Annotated in this window: 17 protein-coding genes and 1 pseudogene; 6 read left to right on the plus strand and 12 right to left on the minus strand. The window is 67.2% G+C overall.

The genetic code is table 11. The annotated features are described in order from the left end of the window. Positions 1 to 217: 217 nt before the first annotated feature. On the plus strand, positions 218 to 1,690 hold the full coding sequence (locus K2W81_RS04330; protein WP_294101773.1) for a M23 family metallopeptidase: 1,473 nt from the start codon (positions 218 to 220) through the stop codon (positions 1,688 to 1,690). A gap of 35 nt (positions 1,691 to 1,725) precedes the next feature. Here the strand turns inward: K2W81_RS04330 and K2W81_RS04335 are convergent, their stop codons facing one another. The 5 genes from K2W81_RS04335 to K2W81_RS04355 form a co-directional block, all read right to left on the minus strand. Beyond that, positions 1,726 to 3,336: a DUF87 domain-containing protein gene (locus K2W81_RS04335; protein WP_294101955.1), complete on the minus strand. Its 1,611-nt coding sequence runs from the start codon at positions 3,334 to 3,336 to the stop codon at positions 1,726 to 1,728. 136 nt (positions 3,337 to 3,472) lie between these two features. Further along, positions 3,473 to 4,189: a TIGR02186 family protein gene (locus K2W81_RS04340; RefSeq protein ID WP_294101956.1), complete on the minus strand. Its 717-nt coding sequence runs from the start codon at positions 4,187 to 4,189 to the stop codon at positions 3,473 to 3,475. Positions 4,190 to 4,227: 38 nt separating this feature from the next. Further along, entirely contained in the window at positions 4,228 to 5,142 is a 915-nt protein-coding gene (locus tag K2W81_RS04345; protein WP_294101774.1) for a sulfite exporter TauE/SafE family protein, read from the minus strand. A 50-nt stretch (positions 5,143 to 5,192) separates the two neighbouring features. After that, the gene (locus K2W81_RS04350) at positions 5,193 to 6,221 is read right to left on the minus strand and encodes a hypothetical protein (RefSeq protein WP_294101775.1); all 1,029 of its coding nucleotides are present in this window, start codon (positions 6,219 to 6,221) and stop codon (positions 5,193 to 5,195) included. Further along, a complete protein-coding gene (locus K2W81_RS04355) occupies positions 6,218 to 7,591 on the minus strand; it encodes a glycosyl transferase family protein (protein ID WP_294101957.1) in 1,374 nt (457 codons plus the stop codon). The genes K2W81_RS04350 and K2W81_RS04355 overlap by 4 nt, the downstream gene beginning before the upstream one ends. A gap of 146 nt (positions 7,592 to 7,737) precedes the next feature. Between K2W81_RS04355 and K2W81_RS04360 the strand changes: the two genes are divergently transcribed. Further along, positions 7,738 to 13,494 carry an MG2 domain-containing protein gene (locus tag K2W81_RS04360; protein ID WP_294101776.1) on the plus strand — a complete coding sequence of 1,919 codons (5,757 nt, stop codon included), beginning with the start codon at positions 7,738 to 7,740 and terminating at the stop codon, positions 13,492 to 13,494. A 1-nt stretch (position 13,495) separates the two neighbouring features. Then, on the plus strand, positions 13,496 to 15,628 hold the full coding sequence (gene pbpC / locus K2W81_RS04365; protein WP_294101777.1) for a penicillin-binding protein 1C: 2,133 nt from the start codon (positions 13,496 to 13,498) through the stop codon (positions 15,626 to 15,628). Positions 15,629 to 15,686: 58 nt separating this feature from the next. Here the strand turns inward: pbpC and K2W81_RS04370 are convergent, their stop codons facing one another. Together K2W81_RS04370 and bamE are read right to left on the minus strand one after the other, a co-directional pair. Further along, a complete protein-coding gene (locus tag K2W81_RS04370) occupies positions 15,687 to 16,193 on the minus strand; it encodes an RcnB family protein (protein ID WP_294101778.1) in 507 nt (168 codons plus the stop codon). Between the two features lie 135 nt (positions 16,194 to 16,328). Beyond that, entirely contained in the window at positions 16,329 to 16,820 is a 492-nt protein-coding gene (gene bamE, locus K2W81_RS04375; RefSeq protein WP_294101779.1) for an outer membrane protein assembly factor BamE, read from the minus strand. A 133-nt stretch (positions 16,821 to 16,953) separates the two neighbouring features. On the opposite strand from bamE, the gene K2W81_RS04380 reads away from it, so the two are divergent. After that, positions 16,954 to 17,472 carry a ubiquinol-cytochrome C chaperone family protein gene (locus K2W81_RS04380; RefSeq protein ID WP_294101780.1) on the plus strand — a complete coding sequence of 173 codons (519 nt, stop codon included), beginning with the start codon at positions 16,954 to 16,956 and terminating at the stop codon, positions 17,470 to 17,472. Then, positions 17,469 to 17,990 carry a DUF177 domain-containing protein gene (locus K2W81_RS04385; protein WP_294101781.1) on the plus strand — a complete coding sequence of 174 codons (522 nt, stop codon included), beginning with the start codon at positions 17,469 to 17,471 and terminating at the stop codon, positions 17,988 to 17,990. The genes K2W81_RS04380 and K2W81_RS04385 overlap by 4 nt, the downstream gene beginning before the upstream one ends. A gap of 129 nt (positions 17,991 to 18,119) precedes the next feature. On the opposite strand, the gene K2W81_RS04390 is transcribed toward K2W81_RS04385, so the two are convergent. From K2W81_RS04390 to K2W81_RS04400, 3 genes and pseudogenes are all read right to left on the minus strand, one after another. Then, positions 18,120 to 18,662, minus strand: a complete 543-nt coding sequence (locus K2W81_RS04390) for a histidine phosphatase family protein (protein WP_294101782.1) — start codon at positions 18,660 to 18,662, stop codon at positions 18,120 to 18,122. Positions 18,663 to 18,671: 9 nt separating this feature from the next. Then, a complete protein-coding gene (locus tag K2W81_RS04395; protein ID WP_294101783.1) occupies positions 18,672 to 21,374 on the minus strand; it encodes an ATP-dependent DNA helicase in 2,703 nt (900 codons plus the stop codon). 39 nt (positions 21,375 to 21,413) lie between these two features. Next, positions 21,414 to 22,427: pseudogene (locus K2W81_RS04400) on the minus strand (cupin-like domain-containing protein). A gap of 54 nt (positions 22,428 to 22,481) precedes the next feature. Between K2W81_RS04400 and K2W81_RS04405 the strand changes: the two are divergent. Next, positions 22,482 to 24,095 (plus strand): lysine--tRNA ligase, encoded by a 1,614-nt coding sequence (locus K2W81_RS04405; RefSeq protein WP_294101784.1) that lies wholly within the window; start codon positions 22,482 to 22,484, stop codon positions 24,093 to 24,095. 138 nt (positions 24,096 to 24,233) lie between these two features. Here the strand turns inward: K2W81_RS04405 and K2W81_RS04410 are convergent, their stop codons facing one another. Further along, positions 24,234 to 25,118: an SPFH domain-containing protein gene (locus tag K2W81_RS04410; RefSeq protein WP_294101786.1), complete on the minus strand. Its 885-nt coding sequence runs from the start codon at positions 25,116 to 25,118 to the stop codon at positions 24,234 to 24,236. Between the two features lie 39 nt (positions 25,119 to 25,157). Continuing rightward, positions 25,158 to 25,349, minus strand: a complete 192-nt coding sequence (locus tag K2W81_RS04415; protein ID WP_294101788.1) for a hypothetical protein — start codon at positions 25,347 to 25,349, stop codon at positions 25,158 to 25,160. Between the last annotated feature and the right edge of the window lie 95 nt (positions 25,350 to 25,444).

Below are 25,444 nucleotides of genomic sequence, written 5' to 3' on the forward strand. Positions count from 1 at the left end.
GCGCCACCCGCCGCGATGCAACCGCTCCACGGCCATAAATTTTCGGCCCGAAAGCGTCCGACTCGGTGCAAATCCTTTGGTCGGCGCGTTGCAACGGCTCACCGCAAAGTTTGTTCCCGACCCGACCGGTTAATTTGACTTTAGGATTCAGCGCCCACAGTCGTCGTCACCGGGCGTTGCACCAGCGGAACGCGCGCCGAAGCATTTGGGAGCGGCTGTGTTTCTACGCAGCGACTATAGTGGGGAACAAGGCGGCGGCGCAGCAGCGCTGACTTTCGGCCGAGTCGAGCGCGCCCAGACCACTCCACAATTCGCCACACTGCACGACCGGCTCGCCGACATCGATTGGACCCCCGATCTCGGCGCGCGGATCGGCTCGCGCGATTGGTGGCGCGGCCTTGCCACCTGCACCTCGCTGATTGTGGTCGCGTGCCTGCTTGCGCCTGGCATTCGTCCCATTGCCGGGGCCTCGCCTGCCCCGCTCGCGGGCGCTGATTGGGACGATGCGCGCGCGCAGGCGATTGCGCCGCTCGCCTGGGGTGCCACGACCGGCCACCGCATGGGCGCCAATGATCTCGCCCAGCCGCTCGCCGAAGTCCCCGAACGCCCGATCGAGGAACGCAGCGCGACGCTCGGCAGCGGCGATGGCCTGCGCGACGTGCTGAAACGCGCCGGTGTCGGCGGTGACGAAGCCGGCGTCGTGGCCGGTCTGATTGGTCGCGCCGTCGCGCTCGACAGCCTCAATCCCGGCACGCAGCTCGACCTGACACTTGGCCGCCGCCCGAACAAGACTGTCCCGCGCCCGCTTGAGGCGATGAGCTTTCGTGCGCGGTTCGACCTCAACATTGCCGTCTCGCGCGTCGGTGGCGCGCTCGTTGTGACCCCGCAGCCAATCGCGATCGACGATACCCCGCTGCGCATCCGTGGGCTGGTCGGCCAGTCGCTCTATCGCTCGGCACGCGCCGCCGGTGTCCCCGCCAAGGCCGTCGAGTCCTATATTCGGGCGCTCGCGAGCCGGATATCGATCGGGTCAGACGTGGCGCCGACCAATATTTTCGACATTGCGATCGCCCAGCGACGCGCGGCCACCGGCGAAGTCCAACTCGGCAACCTCCTCTACGCGGGGCTCGACCGCGACAACAGCGCGCTGCGCCTCTTCCGCTGGGATCAGGGCGACCAGTCCGGCTGGTTCGACGCCAATGGCGTCGGCGAGCGCAAGGGCGGCATGTCGATGCCGGTCGATGGTCATTTGACTTCAAGCTACGGCATGCGCTGGCATCCGATTTACGGGACCCAACGCTTTCACAAGGGGCTCGATATCGGCGCTCCCTATGGCGCGCCGATCCGCGCCGCGATTGACGGCGTGGTCGCCTTTGCCGGTCGCAGCGGCGGTTATGGCAATTTCGTCAAGCTCACGCACGGCGATGGCCTCGCGACGGGCTATGGCCATATGAGCCGAATCGCCGTCGCGCCCGGCACCCGGGTCGCGCAGGGTCAAGTCATCGGCTATGTCGGCTCAACCGGCCTGTCGACCGGCCCGCATCTCCATTATGAGCTGTGGAAGAACGGCAACCCGATCAATCCGCGCTCGATGGCCTTTGCCTCGATCCAACGCCTGAGCGGCGATGTGCTGCGCAGCTTCCGGGCACGTGTCGCCAACCTGCTCGCGGTCAAACCCGCCGGTCGCTGAGGCGGCGCTTCACACCGTCCTTGCTTGGACCGCGCTCAGCGCCCCTGCGCGCGCCAGCGCTTGATCGTGCGACCGATGATTTCCTCTTCCTGACCGACTTCGCGCCACAGTTCCGAAAACAGCGGATCGGCCGAGGCGGGACGCTTGATTTCTTCGAGATCGTCGAACGCCACGCGCACCGGCACGCCCACACCTTCGCCGCAGACGATGCATTCGCGGTTGCGCAAGGCGGGGATCGAATCGAGGAAACCGCGCGCGCCTTCGGGCATGGCGGCGCGCACGAACGACTGGTCGCGATCGTTGTTGAGCCGCATCGAAATGATCGTGCCGCACTGCGACAGCACGCCTTCGGCCAAGTCCGATGGCCGCTGCGTGATCAGCCCCAATGACACGCCATATTTGCGGCCTTCCTTGGCGATCCGGCTCAGGATCTTGCCGACCGACGAGCCATTGGCATTGGCTTCGTTGGGGATGTAGCGGTGCGCTTCTTCGCAGACGAGCAGGATCGGGCGTTGCGGCTCGTTGCGCGACCAGATGGCGAAATCGAACACCATCCGGCTGAGCACCGCGACCACCACCGAGGTGATTTCGGACGGGACGCCCGACACGTCGATGATCGAAATCGGTCGGCCGTCACCGGGCAGGCGGAACACGCGTTCGATGAAGTCGGCCATGGTGTCGGCGACGAGCATCCCTGAAAACATGAAGCTGTAGCGCGGATCGGCCTTGATCTCGTCGATCTTGCTCTTGAGCCGCATATAGGGCGCAGTGTCGCCTGCGCGGTCCATCTTGCCCATTTCATTGGTAATGATGTTGGTCAAGTCGGAGAGCAGATAGGGGATCGGCGCGTCGACCGTCAGCTTGGCGATTTCCTGCCCAATCCGCCCCTTGCCGCGCGCGGCGAGCAGGCATTTGGCGAAAATATCGGCATCGACCTGACGCTCGCTACCCGACGTCGTCAGGAACACTTCGCAGTGCTCCTCAAAATTCATCAGCCAATAGGGCATTTGCAGGTTCGACACGTCGTAGATCGCGCCATTGGTCTTGAACGCGGCGCCATATTCGCCGTGCGGATCGATCATCACGATATGGCCCGACGGCGCGAGCTCGCAGATGCGGTGGAGGATCAGCGCCGCCGCGGTCGACTTGCCGGTGCCGGTCGAGCCCAGCAGCGCGAAATGCTTGCCGAGCAGCGCATCGACATAGAGCGCCGCGCGAATGTCGCGCGTCGGATAGACGGTGCCGATATCGACATATGCGCGGTCGTCGGCCGCGTAGATTTGCTTGAGATCGCCGGTCGATACCGGGAAGACGGGCGTCCCCGGCGTCGGATAGCGCGTCACGCCGCGGCGGAATCGGTAGAGTTTCCCGGTGAGCTTTTCCTCATCGCCTTCGCCAAGGAAGTCGATCGCGGCGACGATGCTGTCGTCATGCCCGTCGAGCAACTTCAACGTCCGGACATTGGCGATCAGCCAGGCATTGCCGACGCGCATCTTGACCTGGCTGCCGACTTGACCGGCGGATGCAACGACGGGATCCTCATGACTGCTGAGCGCTTCCATCGCGGCGGCGTCGAGCAGCACCTGGCTCGACGAACCGGCAATTTCGAACACCATGCCAAACCCGCGCGACAAATCATAATGCATGGGCGCACCGGCGCCGGTCGGCGCATGGGTCGGCGTGGTGAGGTGGTCGTTCATGCAAATCAAGACCCCGAAAAGCGCACTTTGTGGAGCGCATCCTTGGCAGCCAATTGGTAAATTTAGCGTATGGACGTTCCGCCTAAAGCCGACGCGCGATCCATCCCGCCGCCCAGCCGAACAGCACCGATAGCGCAACCGCGGCCAGCCCGTAGCTGATCGAATGCCGATCGGCCGCGCGCGCGACGAACCGCTCGAACCCCGATTTGCGGATGTCGATCTCCCGCACCGCCGCTGCCAGCACGCGCCCCTTGCGGATCAGGAACGTCTCCGCCGTGAACCGCCCCACCGGCACGCGCGCCGGGATGGTCAGCCGCGCACGGTAGAGCACGCCATCGGTGATCTCGACCGCGCCCGGCGCTTCGACATAGAGGCGACTGCGGCGCTTGAGGTCGACGAGGCCGCGCACAAAGCGCGCATTTTCGTCAGGCGCGTCGCCGCTGGCGGGTGAGAGTTGCAGACTGTCGAGCCCGATTTCGTAGATAGCGCGGCTGCGTTCGTCGAGCAGCGCGTCAATCGGCTTGGACGAGGCGAGCGCATAATAGCTTGGCGCCGACAGATAGCGGACCCGCGCGGCATTGACCCAAATGCCCGCGATCTGCTGCTTTTCGCGCACCAGAATCGATTGTGACGGCCCTTTGACGACAACGACGATATCGGCATCGCGCTCTTCGGGCACGCGGCCGCCGGGATAGAGAATCGCACCGAACAGCAAGAGTTCGGCGCCGGTGAAGCTATAGGCGATCTCGATGTTGCGCTGCGAGACATCGGGCACCAGCACGGGCTTGGCCTGACCCATCAGCAGCGGCAGCGCGAGCAGCAGGGCCAGCGCGCGTTTCACAACAGCTCGACCGAATAAATCTCATCGGGTCGCCAGCCCAGCCCGATCGCCACCCGCACTGCCAACAGCAACACGATCACGGCGAGCGCGAAGCGGAGATATTCGGGCTTCACCTTGGTCGCGAACCGCGCGCCGATCTGCGCGCCTGCGACCGAACCGAGCAGCAGCAGCGCAGCAAGCACGATGTCGACCGCCTTGGTCGTCGTGGCATGCACCATCGTCGCAATCGCGGTGACGAACAACGTCTGGAACAGCGAGGTGCCGACGACGACCTGTGCGCCCATGCCGAGCAGATAGAGCATGGCGGGCACCAGGATGAAGCCGCCGCCGACGCCGAGCAGGATCGTCAAAATGCCGACAAAAACACCCAGCAACAGCGGCGCGAGCGGCGAGATATACAGCCCCGAGCGATAGAAGCGCGTCCGCAGCGGCAGCGATGCGATCAGCGGGTGATGGCGCCGTTTGCGCGCGGGCAGCGGCTGACCGGTTCGCATCGCCCGGATCGCCGCGATTGATTCACGCGCCATCGTCGTGCCGATGAAGCCGAGCAGCAGGACATAGATGATGGCAATCGTCGTATCGATCTGGCCGCTGGCTTGGAGCAGGCGGAAAAGCCCCGCCCCGATCAAGGTGCCGACGATCCCGCCCGCGACCATGATGCCGCCCATTTTGAAATCGACGCCCTTGCGGCGCAGATGCGCGAATACGCCCGACACGCTCGCGCCCGTCACCTGGCTGGCGGCCGAAGCCGCGGCGACCGTGGGCGGGATGCCATAGATGATCAGCAGCGGCGTCGTCAGAAACCCGCCGCCGACACCGAACAAGCCCGACAGCAGCCCCACGCCGCCGCCAAGCAGCACGATCACCAGCGCATTGACGCTCAAATTCGCGATCGGGAGGTAGATGTCCATGCCGACCCCGGCCTATCGCTTTCGGTAGCCGAGCGCAAAGCGCAATGGCGTCAGAAATCGCCGCCAATCGACAGCGCAAGGCCCGATCCCGGCGCGGCCCGCCCGCCGACGCGCGCGCGCCATTCGAGCGCGACGCGTATCCGGCGCTCGGCGATCGGCACGGTCGCGGCGAGCACTGGCCCGACATCGATCCGCTCGGCCCCGGGCTGCGCTGCGCCCCACGCGCCGAGGCCCGCCGCGAGCGTGACGCCGTGCCGCTTGGCAATCGGGTGGTCGATCCGCACCGCGCCATCGGCATAGCCAACACCGCGCCCGCGCCCGATCACCCCGGCCTGACCATAAGCCTCAAGCCGAAAATTGCCGATCGGCACCGGGCCGACGCCGCCGACCACGCCGATCGCCGGACCACCACCGCCGCCGTCGATCGCGAGCCGCTGTTCGGCAACGATGCGCACCGGCGCGCGGGTCGGCTGCCACTCGACCCCCACCGCAGCCTCGCGCCCCGGCCCCGCCAGCGGCGTCGCGACGCGACCGACCAGCGCCACGCGACGCTGGCGATCAATGGCATAGGCCACGCGGATGCCCGCTTGTGACCCGCCGAGCTGACCCCCCAAGGGACTTTGGCCAAGGCCGCTGCCCGAGCGGGCGATCAGCCATGCGCTCCCCGACAATCGCGACGCGCCGGGGGCAGGCTTTGGGAAGGCAAGCGCGGGCGTGGTCGCGGGATCGTCGCGTACCGCCGCAACCACGCCGACCGGCTCCGAAGGCCCAAGCCGCGTGAGCCCCAGCAACGCCAGCGCCACCCGATCGGGGTCGCCGGGGTGGCGCTGCCACGGCGAGGCCACAAAGGGATGAGCGGTCGCGACGGTAAACGAGCGGGGACGTGGCGCAGCGAACGGCGCCGCTGGCGGGATCGTATCCCAAGCTATCGATGTGCGCGGCAAGTGCGCTATCGGCGGCTTTGGCGTCTGCTTTGTCGCCACCCCGACTCCCGGCACCGGTTGCGACAACAGCATCACGCGCACCGCGACCCAGCCGCCGAGCACGACGCCCAAAAACCGCAGCGGCCGGCCGCTCATCGCCGCGCCTCGCCGCTCAGGTCGGGAAAGGCATGCGTGGTCTTGTCCCACACCGGCGGTCCACCGCGCAGCATCGCGACATAGCGCAGGATCGCCCGCCGCGCCGCCAGCAGCGCGATGACATTGCCGACAAAGGCGCGCGGCAGCGACCATAAAGCCTGACGCCAGCCATAAATGGCGCCGGTAAAGGCCATGCGCATCGCCAGCCGCCAGCCGAGCAAGACGCTGTTGATCACCAATAGCCAAGCCGGGACCAGGGCGGGCGGCGCGCTGCCAGTCGTCCAGTGGAGCAGCACCGCAAGACCCCAGGTCACGACAGCGAGGTAAGCGGCGCCGAGCACCAATACCGCGAGCGGCGCGCGACGATCGCGCATCCGCATCCAATGGTCCGACAGGTCGAAGGCGCGGCCCCAGCCGACCCGGTCCCAACCGGCGAGTGCAATCCCCGTCATCCACCGCGCCTTCTGGCGAACGGCATCGGCCAACCGCGCCGGGAAATAGGCGCGCACCGCCACGATTGTCCCGTCGTCGTCGCGAACGCGCGCGAGCACACCCCGCCCGCCCAATCCGGCAATCGCCAGCCCCAGCTCATAATCCTCGGTCAGGCTGGCGGCATCGAACGGGTCGCCGCCGCGCGCCACTGCAATGGCATCGATCATCGACCGCTCGATCGCGCAGCCCACCCCCGCGAGCGGCAAGGCAGCACCGAGTGCAGCGCGCACCACAAGCTGCTTGGCATGCGCTTCGGCGAATTCATCGGCATAATGGCCCGACACCAGCTGCGCGGCGCGATCGACCAAGGGCCGCACCGGCAGTTGCACGGCGGCATAATCGCCGATCAGCGCTTCGAACACGCGCAGCTCGGCAGGGTGGACGACATCCTCGGCATCATGCAGCACAATCGCGCGCGCCCGGGCTCCATCGGCTTCATCCCGGCGCAGCGCATGCCACAGCGTGTTGAGGCAATCGGCCTTGGTGGTCGGCCCCGGCCGTGACCCGATCACCAGCCGCACCCGCGCGTCGCGTTCGGCGACCGCCGCCACTGCATCGATCGTCGCGCGATCATTGGGATAGGTGCCGACGTAGAGACGGTAATCGGGGTGATCGAGCCGGTCGAGCGCGGTCGTCAGCATCGCGCCGATCACACTCGCTTCATCCCAGGCGGGCACGAAGATCGCGATGTGCCCGACCGCTGCTTCGGGCGCGCTGAGGCCGCGATCGGCGTCACCGCTGCGCCGCCACCCCCGACGCGCAAAATAGACAAGATCGACCGCAAGATCATCGAGCCCGCCGATCAGGAAGCCGACGCCCGCGAACAGCATCGCTTCGCGCGCCACACTGTCCAGCCCTGCCACGATGCCCGCAACGATGCTCACAATGCCCCCGAGATCGTGCCGAACGCCTTGTGGCACAGCGGCGCGAAATCGCGCAAATCGCGCGGGATTCCGCCATTCGGCGCTGGACTTGTCGGATACCGCGCCATAGCGTCGAGTTGGTCATAGGGGAGCGGTGAGACATGAAGCTCGCGGTACGATTCGCCCTGCTCGCGCTCGCCTTTGCGCCGCTTGCTGCCTCAGCCGACTCCAGCCCGCAAGTTGTGATGGCCACCCCCGGCGTCGGCGGTGGCGCTATCGAGCGTTTCACGGTGCGCTTCAGCGCGCCAATCGTGGCGCTCGGCGATCCGCGCGCCGCCGCGCCGTTCAAGGTAACCTGCGCGGTCGAAGGCACGGGCCGCTGGATCGACCAGCAGAGCTGGGTCCATGAATTCAAGGCGCCGCTGCCGGGCGGCACGCAGTGCAGCTTCGATCTGGTCGAAGGGTTGAAGACGGTGGCGGGCGTTGCCGTCGGCGGCCAGCAGCACTTTACGGTCGATGCGGGCGGGCCAGTTGCGCGCGCGGTGCTGCCGGGGCGGTACGGCAGCGATGTCGAGGAGGATCAGGTATTCTTGGTCGCCGCCAATATGCCCGCGACGCGCGCTTCGGTTGCGGCGAATGCGTATTGCGCGGTCGATGGCATTGGCGAGAAGATTCCGGTCGATGTGCTGGGCGATGATCTGCCCGCCAAGCTGCTCGGCGAACTCGGCACTGACGATTACCGCACCAGCAGCTTCCTTGAGGAAGCCGGTTTGCCCGCGTCGCTGCCCAAGGATTTGGCGGCGCGCAAGGCGGCGCTCGCGTCGGTGACCGCGCTCAAGTGCCGCCGCCCGCTGCCGCCGGGGCGCGATATGGCGCTGGTGTGGTCGGGGCAGATTGCGGGCGCGGGCGACAAGCTCGCGGGTGCTGACCAGCGCTTCGACTTTACGGTGCGGAAGCCCTTCACCGCGCGCTTCGAATGTTCGCGCGTCAATCCGCAGGCGGGCTGTTCGCCGGTCGAAAAGGCTTATGTTCGCTTCACCGCGCCGATCCCGATGGCGCTCGCCAAGCAAATCCGCATCGAAACGCCCGATGGCAAATCGATCGCGCCCAAATTCGGCAGCGACGGTGATCGCGGCGATGTGCGCACCGAAGCGACGACGAGCGATATTGCCTTTGCCTCGCCCCTCCCGCCGGCGACCAAGGCCAGGCTGATCCTGCCCGCAGGCATCAAGGACGAAAGCGGTCGCCCGCTGGTAAATGCTGCGCGCTTCCCGCTCGACATCCGCTTCGACGAAGCGCCGCCGCTGGTGAAATTCGCCGCAAGCTTCGGCATTCTCGAAGCCAAGCAAGGCGGCATGCTGCCGGTGACCGTGCGCAATATCGAACCCGAATTGGCAGGGCGCAATCTTACGATCGGCGGGCAGTCGCTGCGCGTCGAAGGGTCGGACGGCGACATCGCGCGCTGGCTACGCCTTGTCGACGATGCCGACGACTATAAAAGCCATGACGAGCAACGCGGCGGCGAGACCGTGACGATCAACGACACCGGATCGGAGTCGATCCTCGGCGCCGGACAGGGGACCGCGCTCAAGGTCGGGTTGCCGGGCAAGGGCAAGGATTTCGAAGTCGTCGGCGTGCCGCTCGCCAAACCCGGCTTCTACGTGGTCGAAATGGCGAGCCCGCAATTGGGCGCGGCGCTGCTCGGCCGCAAGGCGCCGCGCTATGTCGCCAGCGCCGCGCTGGTGACCAACCTCAGCGTCCATTTCAAATGGGGGCGCGGCGCGAGCCTTGCCTGGGTGACAACGCTCGACGGCGCCAAGCCCGTCGGCGGCGCCGATATCCGCGTGACCGACAGCTGCAACGGCAAGACCCTCGTCAGCGGCCGCACCGATGCCAAGGGCGCCATCATCTTCACCAAAGGTCTGCCCGATCCCGAAACCTACGGCAGCTGCCCCGAGGACGGATCGGGCGCGCACCCGCTGATGGTGTCGGCGCGCAAGGACGGCGATTTCAGCTTCACCCTGACCGACTGGGGCGAAGGCATCCGCCCTTATGACTTCGACTTGCCCTATGGTTATGAAGCCAAGGGCGATATCTTCCACACCGTGTTCGATCGCGCGCTCGTCCGCCAGGGCGAGACGATCCACATGAAGCATATCCTGCGCTCGCCCGTGGCCGCCGGTTTCCAATTCGCGGGCGGCTTTACCGGCACGCTGCATCTCCAGCATCGCGGGTCGGACACATCGTTCGACTTGCCGCTGACGATCGACGCGAGCGGCATCGGCGAAAGCGCCTGGGCCGCCCCGCAAGGCGCGCCGATGGGCGATTATGACGTGCAAGTGATGCGCGGCGAGGAGACGATCAGTTCGGGCCAGTCGTTCAAGGTCGACGAATATCGCCTGCCGACGATGCGCGCGACCGTGTCCGGGCCGAAGGAAGCCGCCGTGCGACCCAAATCGCTGCCGCTCGATCTGTTCGTGGGCTTTCTCTCCGGCGGGGGCGCTTCCAACCTGCCGGTCGATCTGCGCATCGGCTGGTTCGGCGGGGTGTCGGCGCCCGATGGCTATGAAGGCTATAACTTCGGCGGCAAAGCGCTGACCGAGGGCGTCAAGCCGCTCAACGGCGACGGCGAGGATGAGGAAAGCCCGCTGCCGCCGACGCAGACCCTGCCGGTCAAGCTCGGCGGCGATGGCACGGCGCATCAATCGGTCGAGATTCCGCAAAGCCTCGACGGCGCTGCCAATATGCGCGTCGAGATGGATTATCAGGATGCGAACGGCGAAACGCTGACCGCGTCGCGCTCGATTGCGATCTACCCGTCCGCCGTGCAGCTCGGCGTCAAGACCGACGGCTGGCTGATGAAGGCCGATGATCTGCGGCTGCGCTTCGTGGCGCTCGACACCGATGGCAAGCCAATCAAGGGGCAGGCGATTTCGGTCGCGCTCTACAGCCGCGAAATTCTGACCGCGCGGCGGCGGCTGATCGGCGGTTTCTACGCCTATGACAACCAGATGAAGACGACCAAGCTCGCCGCGGCCTGTTCGGCGAGCACCGATGCGCAGGGGCTCGCGACCTGCAAGATCAACCCCGGTGTCTCGGGCGAAGTCTATGCCGTCGCCACCACCTCCGACGCGCAGGGCAATGTCGCGCGCGCGACGCAATCGGTGTGGCTGGCGGGCGAAGACGACTGGTGGTTCGGCGGCGACAATGGCGACCGGATGGACGTGATCCCCGAGCGCCAGACCTATAAGGCAGGCGAAACCGCCAAATTCCAGGTGCGCATGCCGTTCCGCAACGCCACCGCGCTGGTGACTGTCGAGCGCGAAGGCGTGTTGTCGCATTTCGTGACCGAGCTGTCGGGCGCCGATCCAGTGATCGAGGTCAAAATGCCGTCGAGCTACGCGCCCGATGTGTTCGTGTCGGTGCTCGCGGTGCGCGGGCGGGTGCAGCCGGGATTTTGGGACTGGTTGAGCAATATCGGCGCTTGGCTGGGGATTAGTTCGAAGCCCGAACCCGCGCCCGAAGCGACCGCGCTCGTCGATCTGTCGAAGCCTGCGTACCGCATGGGCATCGCCAAGGTGAAGGTCGGTTGGGAAGGCCATCAGCTCGGCGTGACGGTGAAGGCCGACAAGGCGCGCTATGCCGCGCGTGATGTCGCGCAAGTCGATGTCGCGGTGACGCGCCCCGACGGCAAGCCTGCCGCCAGCGCCGATGTCGCCTTTGTCGCGGTCGACAGCGCGCTCGATCAGATTGCGCCCAACGCCAGCACCGATGTGCTGACCGCGATGATGGGCGAACGATCGCTCTCGGTGCTGACCGCGACCGCGCAGACGCAAGTCGTCGGCAAGCGCCATTTCGGCAAAAAGGCCGTCGTCGCCGGTGGTGACGGTGGCGAAGGCGGCAATGCGGCGCTCAACCGCGAGAATTTCCAGCCGGTTCTGCTGTGGAAAGGCCGCGTCGCGCTCGATGCCAAGGGGCATGCGCGGGTGCCGGTGCAGCTCAACGACGCGCTGACCGCGTTCCGGCTGGTCGCGGTCGCGACTGATGGCGCCCAGCTGTTCGGCAGTGGCGAAAGCGAAATCCGGTCGGCGCAGGACCTCAGCCTGTTCTCCGGCATTCCGCCAATCGTGCGCACCGGCGACCAGTTCGGCGCAGTATTCACGCTGCGCAATGGCTCGACCAAGCCGATGACGGTGACGGCGACCGTCGCCGTCACCCCCGCCATCGCGACCGGTCGGCCGCTGACCGTTACGATCCCGGCGGGCGGTGCTGCGCCGGTGATGTGGAACCTGACGGCGCCAGAGACGATCGGCTCGCTGCGCTGGCAGGTGCAGGCCAAGACCGCCGACGGCAAGGCCGCTGACCAGATCGGCGTCACCCAGCAGATTGTGCCCGCGGTGCCGATCGAGGTTTGGGCTTCCACCCTCGCGCGCGTCGGCAGCGGGCCGATCCCGATTGGCGCCCCCGCAGGCGCGCTGGCCGGGCGTGGCAGCGTCGAGATTCGCCTTGCCGACACGCTCGCGCCCCCGCTTGCCGGGGTGCGGAGTTATATGACGGCCTATCCGTATAATTGCTTCGAGCAGCGGCTGTCGCGGATCGTCGCGACGGGCGACACGGGCGGCTGGACGACGCTCGCGGGCGATATACCGACCTATCAGGCGCCCGACGGGCTGCTGCGCTATTGGCCGTCGGACAGCCTCGACGGGTCCGAAGCGCTGACCGCCTATGTCCTGGCGCTGACGAGCGACGCGGGCCTGCCGATCCCCGACGGCCCGCGTGCGAAGATGATCGACGGGCTGAAGGCGGTGATCGACGGACGGCTGAACCACGAAAGCTATGGCGATGTCCGCCTGCGCCGGCTGGCTGCCTTTACCGCGCTCGCACGCGCGGGGGCAGCGACCCCGGCGATGCTCGGCCAGCTCCAGATCGTGCCGAAGGACATGCCGACTGCGCAGCTCGCCGATTATCTCGTCGCGATCGATCGCACGCCGGGGCTCGCCAATGCGCAGGCCTTGCGCGGCGCGGGCGAAGCGGTGCTGCGGACGCGGCTGGTGTATGAAGGCACCCGGCTCGATCTCAGCGATCAGTCGAATGCGGCGTGGTGGCTGATGTCATCGGGCGACGAAGGCGCGATCAAGGCGCTGATTGCGGTGCTGGGCAAGCCCGGCTGGCAGGACGAAGGCCCGAAGATGATGGTCGGCGTCGCGCTGCGCCAGCAACGCGGCCATTGGGATACGACTCCCGCCAATGCCTGGGGCACGATCGCCGCGCGCAAATTCGCGGCGCTTTATCCGGCAGAAGCGATTGCCGGGGTGACGACCGCCTCGCTCGGCAGCGCGACGCTCAGCCGCGGCTGGCCGCTTGCCGAACCGCAGCGGCTGCTGTCCTTCCCGCTGCCCGCCGCGCGCGTCCCATTGGTGCTGAGCCAGTCGGGCGGGGCGGGGCCATGGGCAATGGTGTCGGTGTCGGCCGCCGTGCCGCTCAAATCGGCGCTGTTTGCGGGCTATAAGATCGCGCGCAAGGTCGAGGTGGTGCAGGCGCGAAACGCCGGGCGCTACACGCGCGGCGACGTGATCAAGGTGACGATCACCGTCGAGGCGTCGGCCGAGCGCAACTGGGTGGTGATCAGCGATCCGGTGCCCGCAGGCGCGACGATCCTTGGCGATCAGGCCAACCAGTCGAGCCTGCTCAACATCGGCGGCAGCGAGGGTGGCTATCCAAGCTATATCGAGCGCGGCGGGGCGACGTGGCGCGGCTATTTCGCGTGGTTGCCGCGCGGGACGACGAGCGTGACCTATTCGGTGCGGCTCAACGGCACCGGGCGCTTCAACCTGCCGCCGACGCATGTCGAGGCGATGTATTCGCCCGCGATCCATGCCGATCTGCCTAATGCGCCAGTGACGGTGGCGCCGCGCTGAAATGGGCGGTGTTGTTGGGCGATGGCTGACCCCGGCGCGGCTGGCGATCGCTGCGCTGGTGTTGGCAGTGATCAGCCTCGCCGGACTCGACCTCGCGACACGGCCGCCGCCGATGCCCGATTATGCGCAAGTGCGCCGCGCGTGGCAGCCATCCGAAGCGTGGCTCTATGACCGAAACGGCGTGCTGATCGATTCGGCACGCGTCAATTTCGCAACGCGGCGGCTGGCGTGGACGCCAATTGACAAGGTCGCGCCGGTCACCCGCGACACGATCCTCGGCGCCGAAGACAAGCGCTTTTACAGCCATGGCGGCGTCGACTGGCTCGCGATTGCGAGCGCGGCGCGCGACCGGATCGCCCAGCGACCGCGTGGCGGCGCGAGCACGCTGACAATGCAGCTCGCCGCCTATCTCGCGCCCGATCTCGACGCCCCCGGATCGCGCGGGTGGCGCGACAAGCTACGCCAGATGCGCGCGGCCTGGGCGATCGAGGCGCGGTGGAGCAAGGCGCAAATTCTTGAGGCCTATCTCAACCTCGCCGGGTTTCGCGGCGAGGCGCAAGGCGTGGGCGCGGCGGCGCTCGGGCTGTTTGGCAAGACCCCCGATGCCTTGTCGCGCGACGATTCGCTGCTGCTCGCCGCGCTGCTGCCCGATCCGCAGGCGCCCGCGCCAGCGATAGCGCGGCGCGTGTGCCGCTATGCGCGCACCAGCGATTGCGCGCGGTTCGAAAGCGGTGCGTGGGCCATGCTCGGGCCGCAGCGGCGGCTCGCGCTCGATCCCGGCCTCGCGCCGCATCTCGCGAGCCGGTTGCTCACCAAGCCCGGCCTGCGGATCACCTCGACGCTCGACGCGCGGATCCAGCGGCTGGCGACGGTGGCGCTGACCCGCCAGCTCAAGGGCCTCGGCGGCAGCCGCGCGCGCGACGGCGCGGTCGTGGTGGTCGACAACGAGAGCGGCGAAGTCCGCGCCTATGTCGGCGGCGTCGGCGGTGCGTCGACGGCGGCGCAAGTTGATGGCGCCAACAGCTATCGTCAGGCCGGATCGACGCTGAAGCCGTTCCTCTACGCGCAAGCGATCGAGCATGGTTATCTGACCCCCGCGTCGATCCTCGACGATTCGCCCGTCCAGCTAGACACCGCGAGCGGGCTTTATGTGCCGCAGAATTATGATCGCGATTTCAAAGGGCCGGTGTCGGCACGCACCGCGCTCGCCGGGTCGCTTAACGTACCGGCGGTGCGCACCTTGCTGTTGGTGGGCGTGGAGCCGTTTCGCGACCGGCTGTGGGATACCGGCTATCACGGGCTGGTCGAGGATGGCCAATATTATGGCTTTTCGCTGGCACTTGGCTCAGCCGAAGTCACGTTGCTTGAACAGGTCGCTGCCTATCGCAGCCTTGCGCGGGGTGGTCGCTGGAGTCCGTTGCGGTTGACGCCCGACGCGCCGCTCGTGCCCGACAAAGCGATCACGACCCCGCAGACCGCTTGGCTGGTGAGCAATATGCTGAGCGATTCCAATGCCCGCGCGGTCACCTTCGGGCTCGACTCGGCGCTCAGCCTGCCCTTCTGGTCGGCGGTGAAGACCGGCACGTCAAAGGCACTGCGCGACAATTGGTGCATCGGCTTCACCCGGCGCTACACCGTCGGCGTCTGGGTCGGCAATCTGGAGGGCGACCCGATGCGCGCGGTGTCGGGCACGAGCGGCGCGGCACCGGTGTGGCGCGACGTGATGCGCGCGCTCGATCAGGGCGACGCGTCGGCACCACCGCCGCCACGGGGCATCGACACGCGGCGAATCGCCTTTGTCGACAAGATCGAGCAGCCACGGCTCGAATATTTCCTTACCGGCACCGCGCAGGCGCAGTTCGGCGCGGCGCCGGAAACCGCGCGGCGCCCGCGCATCACCAACCCGGTGTCGGGCAGCGTCTATGCGCTCGATCCCGACATCCCGATCGACCGCCAGCGCCTCGCCATCGGCGTGTCGGGGCAGGCATCGACGCACCGGCTGTGGCTCGACAAGCGCGATCTCGGCGCGGCAGACGCCCAACCGCTCGTCCTCGCTGGACCGGGGCGGCACCTGATCCGGCTTGTCGATCTGGCCGGACATGTCGTCGATCAAGTCGCGTTCACGGTGCGCTGAGACGCAAACGGCCCGGGAAATTGCCTCCCCGAGCCGCTCGCGCGCCTAGCCTATGGGCTTAGCGCCAGAAGCCGCGATAGACATCGATCACGACGCCGCGCCGGGTGTCGACGAGCAGGACATCGTCATAATGCCGCACCCAACGCTGGTAACCACGTGCGGGCGGCAGGCGATAGCGCCACGGATCGGCGATGAAGTAGCGCGGGCCATAATAGGCAGGCGCGATCCGCACGCCGCTGCGGAACGCATTATAGCGGAAGGGCGCGCGCCAGCCGCCGCGGGCATAGAGCCCCGCGTTGCGGTCGCGATAACCGCGCCAGTCGTCACGGCCCCAAGCCCGATCGCGGTCACGCCGGTCCTCGCGCAATTCCTGGCGCGCGTCGCGCACATCATCGCGTTCGTCACGGATGCGGCGCGGGTCGCCCGAGCGATAGGCCTGGTTGAGATCGCGCTGTTCTTCGCGGAGGTCGCGCTGGCTGCGGCGGACTTCGGCTTGCGACTGGGCCTGCGCCGCAACCGGAGTCGCGACCGCTGCCAGCAAGGTCAGAAGGATTATCTTACGCATGGTACAACTCCCATAGTCGGTCGGACAGCAACGCTTATGTCGCTGTCGGGATCCGATATGGCCGAGTCGGCCTGAATGCGCCGGGAACGGCTTGGTCAGCCGCCCGCAAGCGTTGTCACAAAATGTAACAGCGGATTAGGGGCGCCCGCCGCCGCCGCCGCCACCGCCCGGTCCTTGCGGGTTCGCGCCCGCGCCGACCGCACCGATATTGCCGAACACGTCGCGGAAGAAGCTGTGCTTGCGCCCCAGCGTCGGCGTGATCTTGCTATAAGGCGTGATCGACGCGACCTGATCGACCCCTGTGCGATCGACGTTGCTCACCACGCCCTTGTCGTCAAAACGGATGCGCAGCACCGTCTGCACCTTGGGCTTGGGCAGATTATAGGCGAAATAGCGGGTGTCGCGCGAGACGTAGAACCATTCGCCTTCGTTGAACTGGCTGGTGAAGGTCGGCTTGCCGAGCACCTTCGCCACGGTCTGGCGATTGTCGACGCCGGGCTGGACCGAATTGACGAGATCGGGATCGATCACATAGCCCTGATGCCCGCGCAGCGGCGTGCAGCCGCCGGTCATCGCCAGCGCGCCCATCGCTGCCACAAACGCCACTCGCGTCGAAATCAACCGCATCCAGTTCCTCCAAGCAGGCGATCATCGCCGCTGCACGCCGCACACGCATTGCATCACCAGCGCGCAGTCTCAATATGCCGGGGATCGGGCGCAAACAAGGCAGTTGGCAAGGCAGTTGGCAAGGCAGCATGGCATGAAGCGATTTTTGGGCGGGATATTCGGCGGCGCGACCACCGACGACAGCGGGGTGGCGGCGCTTTACGCCGCGATTGTCGCGCGCGGGCGCGAGCCGCACTGGTATCTCGCGGGCGCGGTGCCCGATACGATGGACGGGCGGTTCGACATGATCGCCGCGATCCTGTCGTTGGTCTTGCTGCGGCTCGAGGCCGATCCGGCGGCGGCGCCGGCATCGGTCGCGCTGACCGAAACATTCATCGAAGACATGGACGCACAGTTGCGCCAGAGCGGCATCGGCGATGTCGGCTTGGGCAAATATGTCGGCCAGATGGTGAGCATGCTCGGCGGGCGACTCGGTGCCTATCGCGAGGGGCTGGCGGCAGGCGACCTGCGCACGCCGTTGCTGCGCAATCTTTATCGCGGGGTTGATCCGGGCGCGGCTGCGCTGAGGCATGTCGCCGAGGCACTGAGCGATTTCGCCGCGCGCCTCGCTGAACAGCCGAGCCCGGTGATCATTGCCGGCATGCTCGCGTGACGCCCGAATTTTCGCGGCCCGAGCGCATCGACGCGATCGGCGCGCGACCGCGCAGCGTGGCCATCGAGGCCGATGCGAGCGAGCGTGCGGCGCTTGCAGTAAGATTCGGGCTGGTCAGCGTCGACCGGCTGACGGCGACGCTGTCGCTCCACGAAGAAACCAGCGGCATTGTCGTGACGGGCCAGGTCGAGGCCGATGTCGTGCAAGCCTGTGTCGTCACCGGCGCGCCGCTGACAACGCACGTCGATGAGGCCGTCGCGCTGCGTTTCGTGCCCGATGCTGAGGTGCCCGACGGCGACGAGATCGAGCTGGCCGATGATGCGCTCGACACGATCCCCTATGCGGGCAGCGCGATCGATCTGGGCGAGGCAGCGGCGGAAACGATGGCGCTCGCGCTCGATCCCTTCCCGCGCGGACCGGAGGCAGCAGAATCGCTGCGCGCGGCGGGTGTGGTTGCCGAGGAGGAAGCGGGGCCGTTCGGTGCGCTGGCGGCGCTTAGGGACAAGCTGAAGCGCTAGAGCGAGTCATCGCTAAGTGGGCCACCCCGGCCCGTTAGTGTCGAGCGAAGTCGAGACACGCGTGGCGATGCTTGCGGCCTGTTTCTCGACTGCGCTCGAAACGAACGGAGCATTGGGAGACAGCGGGCGTCAATCGGTATCCTCATCCGGCCCGAGTTCAGGGTCGAGATCGCGGGGACGGGTGAAGCGGGTGATCCGCGCGGCATCGGCGGCGGCCCAGCTGTCGACATCGAATTCGAGTTCGATCCGGCTGCCGGTCGGGAGCTTTTCATACACGGCGGCGCGCAAGGCATCGTCGGCGCGCTCGGGGACAAGCATCAGCACCAGATCCTCAAGCCCCGGATTATGCCCTGCCAGCAGCACATGATCGGCGCTATCGGGCTGCGTCTGGACGATTTCGAGCAAGGTCGCCGCCGATGCCAAATAAATGCGCCGCTCCCAGATCGGGTCGAGTGCGGCGCCAAGCCCGCGCTCGACCAGCGCGATCGTCCCGGCAACGCGCGCAGCGTCGGACGCGATGACGCGGTCGAAGCGCGCGCCTTCGGCCTTTAACGCGCGACCGATGGCGACGGCGGCCCGCTCGCCGCGGGCGTTGAGCACGCGGTCGAAATCGCGCTGGTCGCGGTCGCCATAGCCCGATTTGGCGTGGCGCAGCAGGGTCAGCCTTTTCATCGCCTCTCTTTATGTCGTTGCGCGAACCTCATGCCCCAGCGATGTGACGGTTGAAAGGCGTGATTGCACCCGCGCGACCGCTTCGTCGAGGGTGACGCGCGCAATCGGCACGCCTTCGGGAAACGCCGACAACAACCGCGAGGGCATCGCCGCCGACAGTAGCACGAAGGCGCCGCGATCATCCGCACGGCGAATCAGCCGCCCGAACGCCTGCGCGAGCCGCGCGCGCACCAGCCGGTCGTCATAGGCAGCACCCCCGCCCGCGAGCCGCCGCGCGGCGTGGAGCACGGTCGGCTTGGCCCAGGGCACGCCCTCAAGCACCACCAGCCTTAGCGAATGGCCGGGCACATCCACGCCGTCGCGCAAGGCATCGGTGCCGAGCAGCGACGCGCGCGCATCGTCGCGGAAAATATCGACCAACGTGCCCGTGTCGATTGGATCGACATGCTGGGCGTGGAGCGGCAGCCCTTCGCGCGCCAGCCGATCGGCGATGCGGGCATGCACCGCGCGCAGCCGCCGGATCGCGGTGAACAGCCCCAGCGTCCCACCCCCCGCCGCGACGATCAGCCGGGCATAGGCATTGGCGAGCGCCGCGGTGTCGCCGCGCTTCACATCGGTGACGATCAGCACTTCAGCGGCCTCAGCATAATCGAACGGGCTGAGCGCTTCGAAATGCACCGGCGGCGCGGGCAAATGGATCGCCCCGGTGCGTGCGTCCGCCACATCCCAGCCGCCGCCCGCCGTCAGCGTCGCCGAAGTGACGAGCGCGCCTTGCGCCGGTTTCAGCACGATCTCGGCAAAGGGTCGGGTCGGGTCGAGCCAGCGGCGGTGCAGGCCGATGTCATATTCGCGCCCCTCGACGCGCTCGACCGCGAGCCAGTCGACGAAATCGGGATCGGTCGGCCCACCGATCCGCGCGACCAGCGCCAGCCACGCCGCAACCGTTTCCGCCCGCCAGCCGAGCGAGGCAATCGCGCCTTCGATGCGGGCGCGCGCCGGGCCGTCCATCCAGTCGGGGCCTTCATCGAGCACCGCGTCGAGCCGTCGCCCGAGCGCGACCAGCGGCTGATGCAGCGCGGCGAGCGCGGCGGCGGCGGGTCCGGCGGCCTCGATCAGCCCGGCGTCAGGCTCGGCGAGTTCGGTTTCGAGGCCATAGCCTGCATCGTCCTTGCCCTCGCCGCGCGCATAGACAAGGCCGCGCACGGCGGCGAGCAAGGCCTCAACCGGGCCGAACGGTGCGCCTTCGCCCAATCGCTGGAGCCAGCCTTCGCCCGGCAGCGCCTGCGCCGCGCGGGCAGCGGCGTTGATCGCTTCGGCGCCGCCGGTGTCGTAGCTGGCGACATCGGACAGCCGCGCGGCGAGCCCCCGCCGTCGTCCCCGCGCGTTCGCCTCCGGCCCCATCACCCAGCGGCGCAATTCGATCGTCTCGGCCCCCGTCAGCGCCACGCCAAACATTGCGTCGGCGGCATCGAACAAATGATGCCCTTCGTCGAACACATAACGCGTCGGGCGCGTCGCCACCTCCCGACCCCGCGCCGCGTTGACCATCACCAGCGCGTGATTGGCGATGACGATATCGGCATCGGCCGACGCGCGCGCGGCGCGCTCGATGAAGCATTTGCGGTAATGCGGGCAGCCGGCATAGACGCACTCGCCGCGCCGATCGGTCAGCGCAATCGCGCCGGTGCGCCGGAACAGCGTTGGCAGCCAGCCGGGGAGATCGCCGCCGACCATGTCGCCATCGGCGGTATAGGCCGCCCAGCGCGCCACCAGCTGCGCAAGAATCGCCGCGCGCCCCGCGAACCCGCCTTGCAGCGCATCCTCCAGATTGAGCAGGCAGGCGTAATTCTCGCGGCCCTTGCGCGTCACCACCTTCGCGCGCCGCACCGCAGGATCGGGGAACAGCCGCGCGGTTTCATGCGCGAGCTGGCGCTGGAGCGTCTTGGTAAAGGTCGACACCCACACCGCGCCGCCCGCGCGCTCGGCCCAGAGCGAGGCAGGCGCGAGATAGCCGAGCGTCTTGCCGATCCCCGTCCCGGCCTCGGCGAGCACCAGATTGGGCGAATCGCGGCGGTCGCGCGGGGCGAAGGCCGCGCCAGCGGCATCGGCAAAGGCGCGCTGGCCCGGGCGTTGCTCGGCATCGGCACCGGTGAGCGTGGCGAGCCGCGCGCGGGCGTCACCAGCATCGAGCGTCACCGTGCGCGGGGCTGGGCGCGGCGCGGCCTCAGTCCATTCGGGGAGGCGCGTGAACAGGAACGCTTCACCCTTGGCGGGCTTGGCAAGGCGGTCGACGAGCAGCGGCGCCCAGGGCCAGCGCAACCGCGCCAGCGTCTGGAGCGAAGTCCACGCCCCCTCGCGTTCGGGCCACTCGCCCGCCGGTACCGCCAGCAGGCGCTCGGTCGCGGCGCGCAGGAACGCCGCCACGTCCTGATCGCGCTGCGGCACTTCCAGGCCGACCGCCGCCGCCAGCCCCTTCGGCGTCGGCACCATGAAGCGCGCGGGGAACAGGAACGCGAACAGCTCGAGCACGTCGAGCCCCGACAGCTCGGCATAGCCCAGCCGCTGCGCGACCAGCGGCGCGTTGAGCAGGATCATCGGCGTGTCCGCCGCCATGCGGATTGCTTCGCCGCGCGACAGCGAGCGCGTGCTTTCGCCCGCTGCCCAGATGCCGCCATGGCTTGCGTGGAGCGCCGGATAGGGGAGATCGATCACCAACCGCTTGTCGGCGATTGGGAACAGATTGGCAACTTGTTAGCGGCGAAGCGCGGCGGCAAGTTCGGCCATCAGCCGCGCGAGTGCCTCAGGCGTCAAGTCGCCGAGCACGCCGCGTGCATGCTCGGGCAGATGCGCAGCCGGGTCGTCGCCGAACAGATAATGGTCGAACATCGCCCGCCACGCCGCCTTTTCATTCGCCGGAAGCCCGCGCATCGTCATCAACGCGTGCTTGAGCGACAGCATCGGTGTCATCATTCGCGCGGGGCCATCGCGCCACCAATAGTTGATCATCGCCCCCACGGGTTCCAGCCCCGTCACCCCGTGCCACCACAGGCTGGGGATGTAGAGCACGTCGCCGGGCTCAAGCTCGACCGTCAGCGCCTGCTCGAACGCTTGGGCGAGGCGCGGAAAGCGCGCAAAATCGGGCGCCTCGATATCGGCAAGGCTCGATGGTTGCCCGGCAAGCGTGAAATCGATCGGCCCGACATAGAGATTGGCGACCTGATCGGTCGGGAACAGCGTGAAGCGGCGACGACCGGCGACGACGCAGGCGAGATTCTGCGGCAAGTCCCAATGCGCCGCCGTCTTGGTACGATTGCCGAGCTACAACGACACGAGCATGTAGCGATCGGCATCAATCAGCGGCATCGGATGAGTCGCACGGAAGCGGGGCAGATGCTTGGCGACCGGCAGCGCGCCAGCATAGACGCTCCACGGTTCTCCATCGTCGCACTGGCGCAGGATCAGGTCGAGCAATTGATCGATCGTCGCGAGGCGGCGGTCGAAATTATGCCCCGCCAGATCATCGGTGAAGCCGAACCGGCCCTTGATCGAAGGCGCGCCGAACCACGCTTCGCCCGCAACGTCGTTGGCTTGTGCGCGCAAAGCGGTGGCAAAGGCGTCGCTAGATGTCCGTGCGGCGGCGACCAGCGGCCAGTCAGCAACCTGACCGCGCAGCACCACCGGCTGTGCGGCGGGCACGATCTCGGCTTCGAACGTCGCGCGGTCGACAGGCGCGCGCTCGGTGATGGGGCGGGGCAGGCTCGGCATGGCGCGCGCGTAGGTCTAGCAGTCGCGCGCCGGGTTCGCTAGGACCGCAGCCCCATGACGACATTTGCACATCTCCCCATCGACGCTGCCGCGCTGCGCGCTGCCGCCACCGACTCCAAGGCCTGGCCCTATGAGGAAGCGCGCAAGCTGCTCAAGCGCTATCCGGGCGGCAAGCCCGGTGGCGAAGCGATCCTGTTCGAAACGGGCTACGGCCCGTCGGGGCTGCCGCATATCGGCACGTTCAACGAAGTGCTGCGCACGACGATGGTCCGCCGCGCGTTCGAGACTTTGTCCGACACGCCAACGCGGTTGATCGCGTTCAGCGACGACATGGACGGGCTGCGCAAGGTGCCCGACAATGTGCCGAACAAGGCGATGCTGGCCGAGTATCTCGGCAAGCCGCTCAGCCGCATTCCCGATCCGTTCGGTTGCCACGAGAGCTTCGCCGCGCACAACAATGTGATGCTGCGGGCGTTCCTCGACCAGTTCGGGTTCGAGTATGAATTCGCCTCGTCGACCGATTACTATGCCAGCGGCCGGTTTGACGACGCGCTGAAGAGCGTCCTGCGCAATTTCCAAGCGATCCTCGACGTGATGCTGCCGACGCTCGGCGCCGAGCGGCGCGCGACCTATTCGCCGGTGCTGCCGGTCAGCCCCAAGTCGGGCGTGGTGCTGCAAGTGCCGGTCGACGTGATCGACGCCGATGCCGGGCTGATTGCGTTCGATGATGCGGGCGAGCGGATCATCCAGTCGATCCTCGGCGGGCAGGCCAAGCTCCAGTGGAAGGTCGACTGGGCGATGCGCTGGGTCGCGCTGGGCGTCGATTACGAGATGTCGGGCAAGGACCTGATCGATTCGGTGACGCAATCGGGCAAGATCGCGCGGGTGCTGGGCGCCCGCCCGCCCGAGGGTTTCAATTACGAGATGTTCCTTGATGAGAAGGGCGAGAAGATTTCGAAGTCGAAGGGCAATGGGCTCAGCCTCGAACAATGGCTGACCTATGGCTCGGACGAGAGCCTGGCCTTCTACATCTACCGCGAGCCGCGCAAGGCCAAGTCGCTGCACATGGGCGTGATCCCGCGCGCGATCGACGATTACTGGCAGTTCCGCGCCAATTATGCCGAGCAGCCGGTCGAACAGCGGCTCGGCAATCCGGTCCACCATATCCACAATGGCCCGCCGCCCGAAGAAGCGCTGCCGGTGACGTTCGGGCTGTTGCTCAACCTTGTCGGGGTGATGGGCGCGCAGGCGACGCGCGAGCAGGTGTGGGGGTATCTGGGCAATTATGTCGCCGATGCCGACCCCGCGACCTACCCGGCGCTCGACAATCTGATCGACAAGGCGCTGGCGTATAACCGCGATTTCGTGGCCCCCACGCTCCAACGGCGTGCGCCCGAAGGGGTGGAGCGTGCCGCGCTCGAAGCGCTCGATGCCGAATTGGCGAAGCTCGCAGCCGATACGTCTGCCGAGGATATCCAGAACATTGTCTATGAAATCGGCAAGACGCAGTTCGGTGATTTGGGAGGGTTCGAAACCTTACGCGACTGGTTCAAGGCGCTCTACGAAACGCTGCTCGGCACCAGCCAGGGTCCGCGCATGGGCAGCTTCATCGCGCTCTACGGGATCGACAACTCGCGCAAACTGATCGCCGAGGCGTTGGCCAACTAAATCCTCCCCCTTCACAGGGGGAGGTGGCGGCCGCAGGCCGACGGAGGGGGCCGGGCCACGGGCGATTTGCTTGCGGCCCGGCCCCCTCCACCATGCTGCGCATGGTCCCCCTCCCCCCGTTCCGGGGGGAGGATTTGCTTACTTCGCCTGAATGAACGGCAGCGGGCCGCCGCCGCCGGTGTAGGTTGGCAGCTTGCCGTCCCATTTCTCGACCGCGCGCAGATTGACGATTTCCGGGTTGGTGCGGATCGCTTCGGCCTCCACTTGAATCGCTTCAGCATCGCCGCGCGCCTTGGCGATGCGCGCATCGGCATTGGCCTTGGCGGTGGCGACATTGGCTTGGGCGGCAAGCGCGGCTTGCTCATTGGCGATCTTCGCATTGATCTGCTGGAGCACCGCGTCGGGGACGACGATATTGCCCGCCCAGTAAAGCTGCTCAACCTGCAAGCCCACTGGCGCGAAATAGCCCTGCACGCGGCGCAGCGCGGTCGCGACCAGCTCGCTCTTGTGCGGGCCATAGATCTCCTCGACCCCAAGCTGCGACGCGCGCTCGACGATTGCGTTGCGGATCGCGTTGCGCAGCGGCCCCGAAATGATCGCGTCCATGTCGCTGCGATAGCGCGAGAACAGGATCGGCGCGCGGGTTGGGTCGACGTGATAGGCAACCGCAACATCGGCCGACAGACCCAGCCCGTTCTTGTCCTGAAACGCGAAGCTTTCGTCGACCGTCGTCTGTTCGGTCGGCGATTTGGTCCAGGTATAGGTACGCGTGAACACCGGATATTCGTAAATGTTGGTCCCCGGCGGCGCGAAATACCAGCCGACCGGCAGCGACTGCGAGACGACACCGGCGTCGCTGCCGATGTTGTTGACGCGAATGCCGACATAGCCCGGCTGCACGCGCGCAAAGCTGCTCGTCAGCAACAGGCCGAGCACGACGATCAACGCCAGCGCCAGCCCCAGCAACCCCATCCGCCGCAACGCGCCGAAGCGCGGCAGGGCGACTTCACTCGAATAAGCCATTTTTGCTCTCCCAGCGCCCGTGCGGGAATGCCCGGTGCGCTAACCGTCCAAGCGGCGGCGGCGCGAGGTGATTTCGGCGGCCATCGCCACCGGGACGGCCAGCGCGAGCAGGATTGCGGCGGCAAGGCCAGCCGACGTGTGCGCATTGAACAGCGCAGGCACGACGAACAGCAACAGCCACAACTGGGCAATGCCAATCGGCACTGCCGCAATCCACAGGCCCACGCTCATCCGCCTTATACCTTGCTCCAATGCGCCGTTTGCACGCTCGCGGTTATACGCCGCTTGGCACGGGCGCGGAACGACAATCGGTCGATTTGTGACGC

Source organism: Sphingomonas sp. (assembly GCF_019749955.1).
Lineage (GTDB): Bacteria > Pseudomonadota > Alphaproteobacteria > Sphingomonadales > Sphingomonadaceae > Sphingomonas.